The sequence below is a fragment of the Nitrospirillum guaranorum genome, from assembly GCF_034653275.1.
GTDB lineage: Bacteria > Pseudomonadota > Alphaproteobacteria > Azospirillales > Azospirillaceae > Nitrospirillum.
This window is the reverse complement of sequence record NZ_JAYEES010000001.1, coordinates 1,489,397-1,504,513: the sequence shown is the minus strand read 5'-3', so window position 1 is coordinate 1,504,513 and position 15,117 is coordinate 1,489,397. Positions and strand designations below refer to the sequence as shown.

The following is a 15,117-nucleotide window of genomic DNA, read 5'->3' as shown; positions in this document are numbered from 1 at the left end:
TCTTCCCTGAGGGAGCGCCGCATCCGTTCCTGCCGTGGAGTCGCCGACCGGAGCACCCCTATTGGGCTGATTTCACAAGTACGGATAGTTCACGGGTGTGGTTTGGCATGTCGTTCTATTCATATGGTCTAGCAGTTCCCAAGAGTTCGATACAGCTTCTGTCCGTCTATGCCGCCCTATAACTTAGGTAAGTGGGGTAATGCGGGAATATATATCTGTTTTGAGTACGCCTTCGGGGGTTCGGCGACGTCATGGCGGACGCCGCAGATCCGGGCGCGCGGCGTCCCGGCCCCTGTTCAAAGGGCTCCCGCGCCATCCGGCGCCGTGTCGCCATGGTGCTCAGCGCGGCCCGGCTGGGCCCTTTATCCCAGGCGGCGGCCGGGCACGACGTTCCGCTGATGGGCGCGGCGCCAGACGCCCGGGGACTGCCCGCACAGGCGGGAAAAGACCTGGGTGAAGTGGCTCTGGTCGGAGAAGCCGCAGCGCAGGGCGATGTCGGCCAGGGGCAATTCGCCCGCCGTCAGCAGTGCTTTGGCCAATTCCACCCGCCGACGGGTAAGCCAGCGGTGCGGCGGTTCCCCCACCGATTGGCGGAAGGCGCGGGCGAAGTGCGCCGCCGACAGGCCGCAGGCGTCCGCCAGCTGCTTCAATGTCACCGGCGATCGCAGGTCCGCCTCCATCATCTCCTTCGCCCGGCGTTCCTGCCACAGGGCCAGGCCGCCCCTGCGCCAGCCGTCGGGCAGCTCCCGGCCCATGATGCGCACCAGATAGGTGCAGAAGGCGTTCAGGATATAGTCGACGAACAGGGCCGGGGCCCGGCCGGGCGTGGCCAGCGGCGCCATCAGCGCCAGGCCGAAATGGGTGATGACGTCGTCGATCATCGTCAGGCCGGATTCGTATTCCAGCCCGTGGAAGCCGCGCAGCCCCGCGTCCTGGGCCCAATGGTTCATGGCGCCGCGCGGCAGCTCGAAACTGATGATGTCCACGGGGTGGACGATGCGCCAGACGCAGGGGTCGCGCATGTCGCGGAAGGAGCATTCCATGGGCGCCCGGGGCGCCAGCTGCAGCATGCGCCGGCCCTGCCGCATGGTGCAGGCGGGGGTGGGCTGCAGGTAAAGCCGCGCCAGATGGGCGTCGATGCCGCCGTAAGCCATTTCCACATCCGGCAGCGCGCCACAGGTGGTGCGCCGGACGCTCAGCCGTTCGCCCTCATCCGTCAGTTGCGAGTGCAGGATGGTCGCGGAAATGAAATTCGCTTCCGCCACGTTGCGGGCGTTGGAGGCGGAGGACGCGGACAGGGCGGGCGGCTGCATCTCCAATTTCCCCTCGGCAGGATGGGCACCGGTCCAATTACGGTTCGGAACGGTGGCAGGGTAGCAGCCAAGGGTCTAGAAATATTATCGAATTTAACCCGATGGAGCGCGGTGGGCGATGGCGCTCCCTCTCGCGGCCACCATACGGGGCGGCCGGGGCGCGGTCTCACCTCACCGCGCTGTCGCTGCCGGGGGCCGCCATTCCGGCGCTGGCCAGTTCGCGTTCGGATTGGATGAAGGCGTGGGCGGGAACGAGGTCGCCGGCGCGGTCGGACAGGGCGTCCCAATGGGACACCACGGCCTCCGCCGCGCCGTCGCCGTCGCCGATGTGGCGGCCGATGGTCAAGGTGATGTGCGCGCGGGCGAAGTGGCCGGCGCCGGCGCACAGGATGGCGCGGGTGGGGGCGTCATCGCCCACCAGGGCCAGCAGCCCAGGGCTGACCAAGGCGGGGTCCAGCCGCGCCAGGCTGGCCTCGGCCATGACGCCGTGCGTCATGGCCGTCGCGGCGGTCGGCGCCAGGCAGTTGACGCGGATGCCATGCTTCTCCCCCTCGATGGCCAGCGTCTGCATCAGACCCACCAGCGCCATCTTGGCGGCGCCATAGTTGGCCTGGCCGAAATTGCCGTAGAGACCCGAGGATGAGGTGGTCATGACGATGCGGCCGTGGCGCTGCGCCCGCATGATCTCCCACACCGCCTTGGTGCAGATGACGGCCCCTATCAGGTGGACGTCCACCACCAGGCGGAAATCGTCCAGGGTCATCTTGGCGAAGCTCTTGTCACGCAGGATGCCGGCGTTGTTGACCAGGATGTCGATGCGGCCCCACGCATTCATGGTGCGCGTCGCCAGGGTGGCTATCGCCGCTTCGTCCGTCACCGACGCGGCCAGCGCCAGGGCGTCACCGCCGGTCGCCGTGATCTCCGCCGCCACGGCGTCCGCCGCGTCGACGCTCAAGTCATTGACGACGACCTTGGCGCCCTGGCGGGCCAGGAACAGGGCATGCTGCCGGCCCAGGCCGGCGCCTGCCCCGGTCACGATCGCGACACGTCCCGTCAACGGCATGTCAGCAACCCTCCGCATGCGGGGGCAGCACGGGCGACACGATGCCCGTGTTCCAGTTCCAGGGCAGGTTGCCCGCCGCCCGCCGGCGGCACACGGTGGCCTCGTGCAACGCGTACATGCCCTGCATCACCTTGCGCCCCGGTTGCGCCGTGTCGGTGAACGCCATGTAGCCCTCATCCGTGCCGAAGACCGGCCAGGCGGGCAGGCCCGCCGCCACCGGCTTCCCATCGCGGGCGAAGCTGGCCCAATAGTCACTCATGGCGGCGGTCAGGCGGCGCTCGACCGGACTGTCCGGCGCCTTGGGCCAATAGGATGGGGTGTGCGCCATGGTACCGAAGACATAGGGGATTTCCGAGGCGTGGAAGCTGTGCAGCCCCTTGTCGTCCATGGTCGGATAGCCATGGTCGAACAGGTAGAGATAGCCCTGTTGTCCCAGCTTGGTCTGGTCCCGCACCAGCCGCTCCGCCGTCCAGCCGTACAGCGCGTCGCGGGTGGCCGCCAACTCGGCCTCCTCCAGCTTGCCGCTGGCGGGATAGAGCCGCAGGAATTCATCGGCCAGGTCGCCGTAGCGTTCGCGGATCATCGCCTCATAGGCCTTGGCGTCGGCCGGCGGCGGGGCGATCAGCCAAGGCAGGGACCGGATCTCCCCGCTGTTGAACCCGGCCAGGATGGGGACGGGCGCCTGCTCCCCCTTGTCGAACACATCGACCAGCTGCCCGGTCAGCACCTTGCCATCCACCGTGCCCAGAGGGAAGTAGTTGACCTTGGCCGCCGCCTGCACCAGCGTTTCCGCGTCCATGGCGCGCAGCGCCGCCACATCTGCCGCCCCCACCTGGCCGGCGATGTAGGATCCGATGGCCTCCGCCGCGAACTCGCCGTGGTTGGGTTGCTTCAACTCGGGCATGGAGATCATGTAGCCGCTTTCCACCACCGCCTTGGCGAACAGGCCCTTCGCCTTGGGCGACGCCATCAGGTACATGACCGACAGCGCGCCGGCGGACTCGCCCGACACCGTGACATTGGCCGGGTCACCGCCGAAGGCGGCGATGTTGTCGCGGATCCAGCGCAGGGCGGCGATCTGGTCCAGCAGGCCATAGTTGCCGGAAACGCCGTCGGGATTTTCCGCGCTCAAGCCGGGATGGGCCATATAGCCCAGGACGCTCAGCCGGTAATTGATGGACACGACAATGACCCCGCGCCGGGCCAGGGCGGCGCCGTCATACATCTCGTTGAAGCCATAGCCGTTGAGCAGCGTGCCGCCATGGATCCAGACCAGGACGGGGGCGTTCCTCGCCCGCTTCGGCGCCGTGATGTTCAGCGTCAGGCAATCCTCGCCCATCGCCGGGGGCGGGTTGGTGTAGATGGTGGTGCTGGCCGCCCTGGGTTGCACGCAGGCCAGGCCCGGCGCCCCGGCGTCGCGCACGCCCGTCCACGACGGCAGCGCTTCCGGCGCCTTCCAGCGTAGCGGGCCCACCGGAGGCTTGGCGTAGGGAATGCCCTTGAAGACGTTCAGGTCGCCGTCGCTACGGCCCGCCACGGTTCCGGCCGGCGCCCGCACCGTGGGATTGTCCTCGGCCATGGCGCCGAAGGATAACAAGGCGGCCGCGGCGCAAACGCCCAGGCGTAGGAAAAGACGCATCAGTGACCTCCGGTCCGGTTGGCTTCCCCCTTCAGCACCCGCGCCAGCGCCAGGAACAGCGCGATGGCCAGGAAATAGAAGGGGACAAGGGTGTAGAAGGCGAGTTGCAGGGAATTGCCGGGATGGACGGCCCGGAAGTGATCGCTGGCGGCGCCCAGGTAGGTGGGGCCGAAACCCAGGCCGATCAGGTTCATGACCAGCAGCAGCAGGGCGCCGGAAAGGACGCGCTGGTTGGGCCGTACCTCCTCCTGCACCAGGGTGACGGCGGGGGAGAGGAAGAAGTAGTTGAGGATGGTCGGGCCGACCAGCAGCAGCAGCGCCAACGGCCAACCCGGCGCCCAGACGAAGCCCACGAAGAAGGGCACGGCGCCCGCCAGGCCCAGCGCCGGCACCAGGGCGTAGGCCTGCTTGGATCGGCGGGTGAACCGGTCGATCAGCCGGCCCGAGACGTACATGCCGATGGAAATGCCGATGCCGATCAGCAGGGCGTAGTACAGCGCCACCTGCTGCAGGCTCATGCCCTTTTCCCGCATCAGGAACAGGACGGTGAAATTCATGACGGCATAGGTGACGAACTGCGTCGCCCCGCAGGCCAATGCCATCAGCAGCAGGGCCGGCCGCCGGAAGAACATGGCGACGGTCTCAAGGAATCCGGCCTTGGCCGGGGCGGGCTCGGTCGGGTGGGCGCCGGCCGGCACTGCATCCAGACCGCCGCGCTTGGGCTCCCGGATGGTCGTCCAGACGATCAGCGCCGCGGCGACACCGAACATACCCAGCACCAGGAAGGCGCGGCGCCAGCTGTAGGCGGCGGCGATGGAGGCGCCGAAGGCCACGCCCAACGCCTGGCCCAGCGGCGGGCCCAGGTTGAACAGGCCCAGGGCGGCCCCCCGTCGCCCGGGTGGGAAATAATCGGTGATGATGGCATAGGAGGGCGGTACCCCGCCGGCTTCGCCCACGCCCACCGTCATGCGGGCGATGACCAGCTGCGGATACGTGGCGGAAAGGCCGCAGGCCACCGTGGCCGCACTCCACAGGGCGCAGGCGATGGACAGTACCCGCACCCGGTTGCCGCGGTCGGCCAGCCAGGCCACGGGGATGGAGATGAAGCAATAGAACAGGGCGAAGTACAGCCCGCTGATCAGGCCCAGTTGGCCGTCGGTGACACCCAGATCATCCTGGATGGGCTTGGCCAGGATGGACAGCAACTGCCGGTCCAGGAAATTCAGCACATAGACGAAGCACAGCGCCGCCAGCACGTACCAGGCGCGGGCATCGGGCGGCGGCGCCGTGCCCAGGGGCGAAGTCGACACCGGCTTTGGCGCCGGGGAAACGATGGTCATGTCTTATACCTGTGACTGGTGCCGATGCCCGACGCCGCCCTGCGATGTCGCCGCGGGGCCGGCCTGCGGCGACGTCAGGAGCGCGACCCACTGCCTAGAAGCCTTTTCTTATATTGAGGGCGACGAAGCGGCCGATGGGATTGTAGTTGCTGCCGATGCCGTCCGTCGCGGGGAAGTAGGGCGGCCGCTTGTCCAAGAGGTCGTTGATCTGCAGGGCCAGTTCGGTCTTTGAGGTCATGCCGCTGTCAGGCAGGGTCCAGGTGACGCGCAGATCGACCGTCGTGTACGGGTCGGCGCTGTACACACCGGTGCCGGTGGGGGTGGCGAAGCTGTTGGTCACGCCGTCCTGGTAATTGACGAAGGTGACCACGCTGATCGCGCCGACGGTGGCGCCCAGCGAGGCGCGAAAGGTCCACTGCGGCAGGCCCAGCCGCAGACTGTCCGACACCGGGGCGGCGGGCGACAGCTGCGTGTCGAACTTCAGGATGTAGTTACCGGCCAGGCCCGCGAACACGGTGCCGAAGCCCACGTCCCGGTGATAGCCGAAGTCGAAGTCCAGGCCGTTGGTGGCGCGGATGCCGAAGTTGCCCAGCCGCTCGTCCAGCAGGTTGCCGATGGGTGGCAGGGGGGTGGGCAGGTTGACCGGTGTCGCCACGCCCAGCAGCTTGGCCAATTGCGCCGGGGTTGGGTTGCGGTAGACGACGGAGGCGAACGTCGGGTCGGTGAAGACCAGCGACGACGGCGGCGTGCCGATCGCGCCGTCGAACTTGATGTCGTAGAAGGTGGCGCTGGCACGGAAGTCCGGCAGGAAGTGCGGCTGCCAGTCCACGCCGATGGAATAGGTGCGTGCCGTCTCTGGCTGCAGGTCGCGGTTGCCGCCCAGCAGATAGACCGTGTTGACCTGCGCCGCCCCTCGCGACGGGTCGCGGGCCAGGACGGCTGCGCTGGCGGCATCGAGATAGTAGGCGCCGACGGTGGCGCCCACCTGGCGCATGCCCGGCGCCCGGAAGGACTTGCCGTATGATCCGCGGATCGTCAAATCCTCCACCGGGTCCCAGTTGATGCCGACCTTGGGGTTGCTGGTCGATCCGAAGTCGCTGTAGTGGTCGTAGCGGCCGGACACCGACAGCGACAGGCGGTGCAACAGCGGCGCCTCGTTGCCGGCACCCACGATGGGCGCGAAGATTTCGCCAAAGGCGGAATAAATGTCCCGGTCCAGATCCTCCGGCACCGGGGCGGCGCCGACGAAGCCCCGCTGGGTGAAAGTCTCGTTCCGGAACTCCGCGCCCGTGGCGAATTTCAGCGGCCCGCCCGGCAGGTCGAACAGCGGGCCGTCCAGCTTGATGGCGCCCAGGTTGGTGCCCTGCTTGACGGTGACGCTGGTGGGGTAGGTGGTGATGGCGGCGGCGACGGCGGGGGCGGTGCGCTGGCCGAACGGGTCCAGGGCCGTGGCTGTCGTCGTTCCCGCCGCCGCGACCGCGAGGGCCACGGGGTTGACGCCGGGGATGAAGGCGTCGTTCGTCGCCCAGTCGAAGGTGCCGTAGACGCTCAAATTCAGGTCGGCGGGCAGCTGCACGTCAACGCCCACCGACGCATTGCCGACCCGGGTGTTGTCGGTGTTGTTCAGATGGTCGGCGCCGAAGAGGTTGTCGGTACGGAACAGCACGGTTTCCACCGTCGCCCCGGTGCCGGGCGGTTGCACGAAAAATGGGTTCGCCCGGGTGATGGTCAGCGTTTCGACCGGCGGGGCCGCCTGGATGATGTCCTTGCGGTCCGAATACAGCAGGTCGGCCCACACGGTGACACGCTCGCCCAGTTCCTGCCGGCCGGTCAGGAAGCCGCTGTGCAGGCGTGATCGGGGAACCAGGTCGACCGCCGCGTTGTTGTCGCAGTAATTGATCGTACCCGGCGCGAAGTTGGGCGCCGCGTAGGTCAGCGCACCGGTCTGCGGGATCACCACGTTGGCGGAAGGGCAGTTGTACGACCGCGTGTCGACACCGCCGGACGGCCGGAAGTCCTGGACACGATAGTCCCGTTCACCGCCGGTGATGTTGGTGTTCCGCATGAACTCGTAGGCAGCCAGGAAGGAGCCGGTGGCCCAGGTCCGCCCGATCACCCCGCTGGCCGATACCGAGTGATATCCATCGGACATGCCGTAGCGGATATCGGCCTCCGCGCCCGAGTAATGCTGGCGGGTGATGAAGTTGACCACGCCAGCGATGGCGTCCGACCCGTAGACCGATGACGCGCCGTCCGGGACGACCTCCACCCGTTCCAGCGCCAGGCTGGGGATGTTGGGGTAGTCGGGGCCTGTGTCGTTCGCTGCGGCGCTGGCCAGCCGGTGGCCGTTCATCAGCGTCAGCGTGGCGCTGGAGGGCAGGCCGCGCAGGCCTGGCGCGAAGGTGCCGAACCCGGCGCTGCTGGCGCGCGGGGCGGTGTTGAAGCTGTTCAACTGCGGCACGGTGGCCAGCAGGTCCGCCGTCGTCGTGGCGCCGATGGTCTTGATGTCGTCGTTCGAGACGCTGATCAGGTTCGAGCCCACGGGCGGGACGCCGCGAATTCTGGACCCGGTGACGATGATCTCTTCCAACTCGCCGCCCGACGTCGCGGCCGTCTCCGCCGACGTCTGGGCCCATGCTGGGCCGGCCGCGAAAAGCATGACGGTAAAGAGTGATGTGCTGGTCAGCGCGGCGCGCCTCGCGGGTTTCCAGGTCCCAGGCATGCGTTCCCCTCCCTTATTTAATTATAGGTTTCTCAAAGCGATATCTGATGGCCCGTGGGCCGTCAAGTTCATTCATTTAGTGGTAAATGAAAAAGTTTGGCGGATCACGTCACCGCTTGACCAGACAGGGCGGGCACCCCATCGTCCCTGCCGAATGAAGGGGTGGATGGCGTCTTTTCCCGACGCGTCCAATCAGGAAGGCCGGAGAATATGGCAGCAGAGCCGAAGCCTACGGGCCGCCGCACGCGGGCGGAGCAGCGGGCCGCGACCGTGAAGTTAATCCTCGATACCAGCGAGGACCTGTTCGCCCAACTCGGGTACTTCGGGGTGACGATCAAGGATGTCGCCGACAGGATGGGCATCCATCCGGCGCTGATTCACTATTACTTCGATGGCAAGAAGGCCTTGTTCGACGCCGTCTTTGAACGCCGCGTGCAATATGCGGTCACCACCCGCACCGCGGCGCTGGACGCTTATGAGGCGGCGGCTGGGGACCACCCCACCGTCGAGGGGATACTGCGCGCCTATTATGAAGGGGCGTTCGACATCTACATCAGCGGGGGCGACGGCTGGCGCCACTTCGGACGGATCTTCGCGCAGGTGAACAATGCGCCGGGCTATGGCGCGGAGTTGATGGACACCTATTTCGACCCCCTGGCGCTACGGCTCATCAGCCTTCTGCAGAAGGCCTTGCCCGACGCCACGCCGGAAGATCTCTTCTGGAGTTTCCAGTTCACCTCCGGCGCCTACACGCTGATCCTGTCACGCACCGGCCGTATCGACCGCCTGTCGGACAATTTGTGCACGTCCGAGGATTTCGAGGCTGCCCGTCATCGCTTCGTGACCTTCATGGCGGGCGGCTTCGAGGCCCTGTACAAGCGCGCGAAGTAGGCTGGTCAAGACGGGGAGGGCGTTTCCCCCAGCCGGGCGTCGCGAAGGGCGGCCCGGCGCACCTTCCCTGCCTCATCCCGCAAGGGTTCGCTGGTGAACTCGATGCTCTTGGGCAGCTTGAAGCGCGCCAGCCGCTCGGCCACGAATTCCAGAAGGTCCGCGTGGTTCAGCGCCGCGCCCTCGACCGGTTGGACGATGGCGTGGACGCGGGCGCCCCAGTCCTCGTCGGGCAGCCCGACCACCGCGCTGGTCCGCACCGCCGGATGCGCGTCCAATGCCGCCTCAACCTCCGCCGGATAGATGTTGGCACCGCCGGAGATGATCAGGTCGTTGCGGCGGTCGGACAGGTAAAGATAGCCGTCCTGGTCCACGGACCCAAGGTCGCCGGTCGACTCCCAATCACCGATGCGCCGGGAGGGACTGCCCAGATAATGGTAGGTCGACCCGGGGCCGCCTTGTGGCCGGAAATAGATTTCGCCCACCTCGCCCGGACGGCGGCGGTGCCCGTCGGCATCCAGGATGGCAAGCTCATATCCCTCGCGCACCTGGCCGACCGAACCGCGATGCGCCAGCCAGTCCGTGCCGGAGATCATGGTCGATCCGATGCCCTCGGTCGTGCCGTAAAATTCCCAGACCCGCTCGCTGCCCAGCCAGCCGATCCACGCCTCTTTCAGCCAGCCGGCGCAGGGGGCGGCCATGTGCAGCATCATGCGCAGGCTGGGCAGGGTGAAGCGCGACAGGGTTTCCGGGCCCAGGCGCCAGATGCGGTGCATCATGGTGGGTACCATGGTCACCCAGGTCACGCCGTGGGCCTCAATAAGCTCCAGCGCACGCAGCGCGTCGAACCGCCCCATCTCGACGATGGTACCGCCGACGAACAGGCCAGTGAAAATGCAGTGGAAGGGGGCATTATGGTAGAGCGGCCCGGGGTTCAGGATGGTGTCGCCGGGATGTTGGCATAGAAAGCCTTCTTCCGGTTTCCAGCGTGCCGGCATCGCATCCACGATCACCTTGGGGCGCCCGGTGGACCCGCCGCTGGTCATCGCCTTCCAATGGGGTGAAACCACCTCCGGCAACGGATCAGCCGAATATTGGCCCAGCGCCGCCGCTTGGTCAGGGGGCAGCACCGGGCTCCCGGCCTGGGGCAAATGGCCGACGATCAGCCGGGGGCGGACGATGTCGAGGATCGCATCCATTTCCAACCGTGGAAGCTTGGCCGACACGATGTTGGGGATGGCGCCCAGTTTCCAGATCGCGAAGGTGGTCTCGTAGAAGTCGAGGCCATTGGGCAGCGCCACCGTGACGAAGTCGCCGGGGCCCACGCCCCGCGCCGCCAGCAGGCGCGCGCGCGCGTTCGAGCGCGCATCCAGTTCGTCATAGGGAATGGAGACGCCTTCAATGACCAGCGCCGCCCTGCCGGGCGACCAGCGCGCGTGGTGGGTCAGAATGGAACTGAGTGCAATACCATCGTTCGACATAGCGACAACGCCTCTTGGGAAGCCCTTTCCCCAACCCCTCCTCGTCTTTGATGCGCTCGAATGGGGTTGGGAATGAGAACCACCTACCGCGCGGGCGCCGGCGGGTCAAGTTCATTCACTTACTGCTAAATGAAAATTATATATCGGGCCGTAACCCGCACCCTAATCCAGCCCCTGACGCGACCGCCGTGGTTCAACGCGACAACAGGCGGGCCGTGCGGGAAAGGGGCGATGTTCACGGCCCGACCAGGCAATTGACGACAAGCCTGACGCGCTCGGCCCGTGCGCCCTGTCTGATCCGGCCGGAACGCTCCAGATCCGCCAACCCATGGAGCGCCGCCCAGAACGTCTCGGTCGCGACCTCGACATCGGTCCTCGCGGGCCCGACAGCCGCGGCCAGCGCCGCGAAGGCATCCTTCAACTCGGGTCGGGTATCCGCTTCCGCGAAGCGCAGGCCGGTCGCCATGGTGAACATCGCCTCGTATAGGGCTGGGTGCGCGCGCGCGAAGGCCAGATAGGCCATGGCGACGCTCTCAAGCGCGCCTTGATGATCGATCGATTCATGCGCGGCCTGGCGGAGCGCCGCCGCCAGTTCGCCAAACCCCTCGACGGCGACTGCCGCCACGATGGCGTCCCTGTTCTCGAAGTGCGCGTAGAGGACGGGCTGGCTGTATTCGATCTCATCCGCCAGGCGCCGGATCGTGACTGCGCTCCATCCTTCGTTTTCCGCGATCAGGCGTGCCGCCGCCGTGATGCGCTGTTCGCGCTCGGCCCGCTCCCGGCCCTTTCTCTCCGCGATACCCACGCGCCGCCTCCTTCGTCATGGTCTCCAGAATTTATAGCGTGGCTTGACAAGTTAGCAATGCTAGAATATATAACGATCAGAAAAATGGAGGTTAACATGCACGGGTTCTCAATCTCGGTGGCGCTGCTGGCGGCTTTCGGAATCATGGTCATCGGCGTCCTGTATCTTTTCAGCCCAAGGTCCGCGACCCCGAGTTTCGGCCTGCCGCTGCCTGAGGAGGGCGTGAACATCACCTGGTGGCTGCGCCTCAAGGGGGTGCGCGACATCGCCTCTGGATTGGTGGTTCTCGCCCTGATGGTTTGGGGCGGGCCGCGTATGGTCGGCGTCGCCTTGCTGGTCGAAGCGATGATCCCGCTGGGCGACATGTCGCTCATCCTCGCGGCGAAAGGCTCGACCGGGCGGGCACTGGGCATCCATGGCGTCACGGCGGCGCTGATGGTCCTGGCCGCGGTCCCGCTGCTCGGGGAAGGGGCCTGAAATGCCGCCCATGCTCCCGATCTGGTTCCTCGCCGCCGCCTTCCTTGGCGCAGGGGTGTTCAACGCCATCGGCACGGCCGGCGTGCGCATGAGTTTCGTCCGCTGGGGATTTCCGGGGTGGTGGTGCCGCGTGACCGGCGCCCTGGAGATTTTGGTCGCGCTTCTGATCGCGTTACCGGCCGGCCGCTCGGCGGGCCTCATCCTGGGGGCGATTGTCATCGCGTCGGCGAGTCTCACGGTTGTGCGGCGCCGTGAGTTCTCCCACCTCGCGCCCCTCGGCCTGTTCGCCGTCTTGCTCGCCGTGGCAGAACACTCGTTCTGACCCCGGAGGGGCCCTCCAGCGGCTTCCCGGCCGCCAGCCTCAGGCCGTCATTCCGCTTGCCGCGGCAGGCGCGGCTTGATGCCTTAAGGGATGTAACTCTTTTCAAATTTCCCCAGTCGCGTGCGCCTTTGCCGCCGGGACCTTGACGATATCCGCTAAAACCCGGTCGCGCGCGACCGTCGGTTCGACAAGAGTCACGACACTTTAATAATAACTTTCCCGCCATCCTGGGCGGTCGAGCGCCTTTATCGCAGAACCATCGCGATCACGACGCCTTACCCTAACCTTAGGGATAGCGGGCGGCATGGCGCTTGCGCTGCCGGGTAGCCTACATATAGTGGATTTTGCACGTATTTTTCGCGAAATATCATTCTTGTAAACGTTTATTTAAGATACGCGGATTATGGTAGCAGCCGATAATAGCCATAATATTTTGGTGCCAAGTTGCGGATACTGAGAACGTTGCTTGCCGCGACTGCCCTGGTTCCCTTGGCGATGGCCAAGCGGTCTCACGCTCAGGATGCCGGCCAGATATTGCGCGATGTCGAGCGCAATATTCCGCGCGCCGCGCCGCAGGCTCCCCCTCTGCCCGACTTGGCGCCCCCCGCCGCCGACGGGGAATTCCTGAAGGCGGGTGAGACGGTGCGCGTCACCGGCTTTCACATCATCGCCACCCTCATCCCCGAAACGGAATTGCGGGATCAGTTGACGTCCTACGTCGGGCGCGACTGCACCTTGGGTGACCTGCGCGAGGCGGCGGCCCGCATCGGCCGCTACTACGCGCAGCATGACCTGCTGGCCCGCGCCGTCCTGCCGCGCCAGAGCCTGGAAGGCGGGGTCGTCACCATCCAGGTGCTGGAAGCGCGCATGGGGCGGGTGCTGATCGACCCCTCCAGCGACGTCCGCCTGGATGCCGACCAGGCGGCGGATTTCATCTTTGCCCAGAACCCGAAGGGTGACCCGCTGCAGCCCAGCGCCGTCGCCACCGGCGTGTCCAACCTGGGTTTGATCCCCGGCATGCAGGCGCTGGGCGTGCTGGACGCCGGCGCGGAAGAGGGGACGACCGACGTCCACCTCAAGATGCGCGAGCCGCCGCTGCTGACAGCCACCGCGCTGGTGGACAACAACGCGCCGCGCGAAATCGGCGGCACGCGCGGCCTGGCCATCGTCACCATGACGGACGCGGCGGGCATCGGCGACCAGGTCGCCCTCACCGGCCAGGCCAGCCAGTCGTCGAAATATGGCCAGATGCTGGTCGGGGCGCCCATTTGGCATGAAGGCCTGTGGCTGGAGGCCAGCGGCGCCGTGCTGAAGTACGACGTGCCGGAAGACATCAACGCCAGCACACCCGCCGGCGACGCGCAGACGGCGGCCCTGACATTGCGCTGGCTGGCGCTGCGCAGCTCGGCGGCACCGGTGAATCTGGCGTTCGGGCTGGAGCACAAATGGACCAGCGACAAGCTGGCCGACGTCGTCACGGCGTCCAATCGGCTGGGCGCCGTGATCCTGGCCGCCCATAGGCTGATGCGCGACGACTGGCAGGGCGGCGGCGCCTTCACGTTCGACGTGCAGGTCAAGGCCGGCAACGTTGATCTCTCGCACAACGCCGCCAACCAGGCCATCGACCAGGCCACCGCCCGCACCCAGGGCCACTATGTCAAGGCCAGCGCGTCGGTCAGCCGTGCCCAAGCCCTGTGGCGGGGCGGGGACCTGCTGGCCACCCTGGCGGCCCAGGTCGCGTCCAAGAACCTCAACAGTTCCGAACAGTTTTCCCTGGGCGGCCCCACCGGCGTGCGGGCCTATCCCTTGAACCAGGGCGGCGGCGACCAGGGCGCCATGTTGAACCTTGAGGTGGGGCAACAGGTGTCCACCACCGTCCGCTTTTCCGCCTTCTGGGACGGCGGCTGGGTGGAGCAGCACAAGGAAACTTGGGGTGGCTGGGAAGGCGTGGGGTCGCCGCACAACCACTATTTCCTACAGGGGGTTGGCGCCAGCGTCCAGTGGACGCCGGCCAGCAACGTGCAGATGAAGGCCACCGTCGCCCATCGTATCGGTTCGGACTCCGGGCGTACCGCCCAGGACCTGGACCTGGATGGCCGGCGGCGCGAACTGCGGGCCTGGATGCAAGTGGTGTTATCGGTCTAGGGGGAATAATGGCCAGCCGCTCCGCGCTTCCGCTCCGTTTCCCCCTGCGCGCCAGGCTGCTGGGATGCACCGCCGTGCTGTCGGTGATGCAGGCGCTGACCATGCCGGCCATGGCCGGCACACCGGCACCGGGCACGCTACCCACGGGTGGGCAGGTCCAGTCCGGCACGGCGGGCATCAGTTCCGCCGGTCCGGTGATGACCGTCACCCAATCGACGGACAAGGCCATCATCAGCTGGCAGCAGTTCAACGTGGGCGCCGGCGCCACGGTGAATTTCCAGCAGCCCAACAGTTCGGCCATGACGCTGAACCGCGTGCGCGGCGGCGACCCCTCCCTGATCGAGGGCGCGATCAAGGCGCCCGGCACGGTCATCCTGGTCAATCCCGGCGGCGTGGTCTTCGGCGGCGGCGCCACGGTGGACGTGGGCGGCCTGGTCGCGTCGACCATGGACATCGCGGATGAGGATTTCAAAAAGGGCCGGCTGGTCTTCAACCGGGGATCGGCCACCGGCTCGGTGGTCAACGGCGGCACCATCACCGCCCATAACGGCTCGGTGGTCCTGCTGGCGGCGCAGATCCGCAACCAGGGCCTGATCCAGGCGCAGCTGGGGTCGGTAGTGTTGGCCGCGGGTGAGACCGTGACGCTGACGCCGGACGGCGGCGCGCCCATGAAGGTCGATCCCGCCACGGTCCAGGCGCAGATCGATGCCGGCGGCATCATCCGGGCCCCGGGCGGTGCTGTGTACCTGACGGCCCAGGCGCTGAACATCGTCGCGGGCGGCGTCATCAAGGCCACCGGCGTCATCGAGGCCGATTCCCTCACCCGCGAGGGGGAAAGCTGGTCCTGGACGCCAACGGGCCCATCACCCTGCAGGGGGCGACGCTGAGCGCCAAGGGCGCCATCGGCGGCGGCGCGGTCGCG

12 protein-coding genes are annotated in these 15,117 nt (G+C 67.0%); 5 read left to right on the top strand and 7 right to left on the bottom strand.

Going from position 1 to position 15,117, the window contains the following annotated elements:
- Positions 1-362: 362 nt before the first annotated feature.
- The 5 genes from UAJ10_RS05935 to UAJ10_RS05915 all read right to left on the bottom strand — a co-directional run bounded on the left by UAJ10_RS05935 (position 363) and on the right by UAJ10_RS05915 (position 8,077).
- A complete protein-coding gene (locus UAJ10_RS05935; protein ID WP_322914430.1) occupies positions 363-1,313 on the bottom strand; it encodes a helix-turn-helix transcriptional regulator in 951 nt (316 codons plus the stop codon).
- Positions 1,314-1,479: 166 nt separating this feature from the next.
- Positions 1,480-2,349: an SDR family NAD(P)-dependent oxidoreductase gene (locus tag UAJ10_RS05930; RefSeq protein ID WP_322914429.1), complete on the bottom strand. Its 870-nt coding sequence runs from the start codon at positions 2,347-2,349 to the stop codon at positions 1,480-1,482.
- Positions 2,350-2,377: 28 nt separating this feature from the next.
- Positions 2,378-4,015: a carboxylesterase/lipase family protein gene (locus UAJ10_RS05925; protein WP_322914428.1), complete on the bottom strand. Its 1,638-nt coding sequence runs from the start codon at positions 4,013-4,015 to the stop codon at positions 2,378-2,380.
- Complete coding sequence (locus UAJ10_RS05920; protein ID WP_322914427.1) at positions 4,015-5,355, bottom strand: spinster family MFS transporter; 1,341 nt, start codon at positions 5,353-5,355, stop codon at positions 4,015-4,017. The genes UAJ10_RS05925 and UAJ10_RS05920 overlap by 1 nt, the downstream gene beginning before the upstream one ends.
- Positions 5,356-5,449: 94 nt before the next feature.
- Positions 5,450-8,077 (bottom strand): TonB-dependent receptor plug domain-containing protein, encoded by a 2,628-nt coding sequence (locus UAJ10_RS05915; RefSeq protein WP_322914426.1) that lies wholly within the window; start codon positions 8,075-8,077, stop codon positions 5,450-5,452.
- A gap of 210 nt (positions 8,078-8,287) precedes the next feature.
- Between UAJ10_RS05915 and UAJ10_RS05910 the strand changes: the two genes are divergently transcribed.
- Positions 8,288-8,968, top strand: coding sequence for a TetR/AcrR family transcriptional regulator (locus tag UAJ10_RS05910; protein WP_322914425.1), 681 nt, complete (start codon positions 8,288-8,290; stop codon positions 8,966-8,968).
- A gap of 5 nt (positions 8,969-8,973) precedes the next feature.
- On the opposite strand, the gene UAJ10_RS05905 is transcribed toward UAJ10_RS05910, so the two are convergent.
- Both UAJ10_RS05905 and UAJ10_RS05900 read right to left on the bottom strand, forming a co-directional pair.
- On the bottom strand, positions 8,974-10,446 hold the full coding sequence (locus tag UAJ10_RS05905; RefSeq protein ID WP_322914424.1) for an AMP-binding protein: 1,473 nt from the start codon (positions 10,444-10,446) through the stop codon (positions 8,974-8,976).
- A 235-nt stretch (positions 10,447-10,681) separates the two neighbouring features.
- Entirely contained in the window at positions 10,682-11,251 is a 570-nt protein-coding gene (locus tag UAJ10_RS05900) for a TetR/AcrR family transcriptional regulator (RefSeq protein WP_322914423.1), read from the bottom strand.
- 96 nt (positions 11,252-11,347) lie between these two features.
- Between UAJ10_RS05900 and UAJ10_RS05895 the strand changes: the two genes are divergently transcribed.
- The 4 genes from UAJ10_RS05895 to UAJ10_RS05880 all read left to right on the top strand — a co-directional run bounded on the left by UAJ10_RS05895 (position 11,348) and on the right by UAJ10_RS05880 (position 15,082).
- Positions 11,348-11,728 (top strand): DUF4267 domain-containing protein, encoded by a 381-nt coding sequence (locus UAJ10_RS05895; RefSeq protein WP_322914422.1) that lies wholly within the window; start codon positions 11,348-11,350, stop codon positions 11,726-11,728.
- Position 11,729: 1 nt separating this feature from the next.
- A complete protein-coding gene (locus UAJ10_RS05890; protein ID WP_322914421.1) occupies positions 11,730-12,050 on the top strand; it encodes a DoxX family protein in 321 nt (106 codons plus the stop codon).
- Positions 12,051-12,545: 495 nt separating this feature from the next.
- On the top strand, positions 12,546-14,195 hold the full coding sequence (locus tag UAJ10_RS05885) for a ShlB/FhaC/HecB family hemolysin secretion/activation protein (RefSeq protein WP_322914420.1): 1,650 nt from the start codon (positions 12,546-12,548) through the stop codon (positions 14,193-14,195).
- A gap of 8 nt (positions 14,196-14,203) precedes the next feature.
- Entirely contained in the window at positions 14,204-15,082 is an 879-nt protein-coding gene (locus UAJ10_RS05880) for a filamentous hemagglutinin N-terminal domain-containing protein (protein WP_322914419.1), read from the top strand.
- The last annotated feature ends 35 nt before the right edge of the window (positions 15,083-15,117 follow it).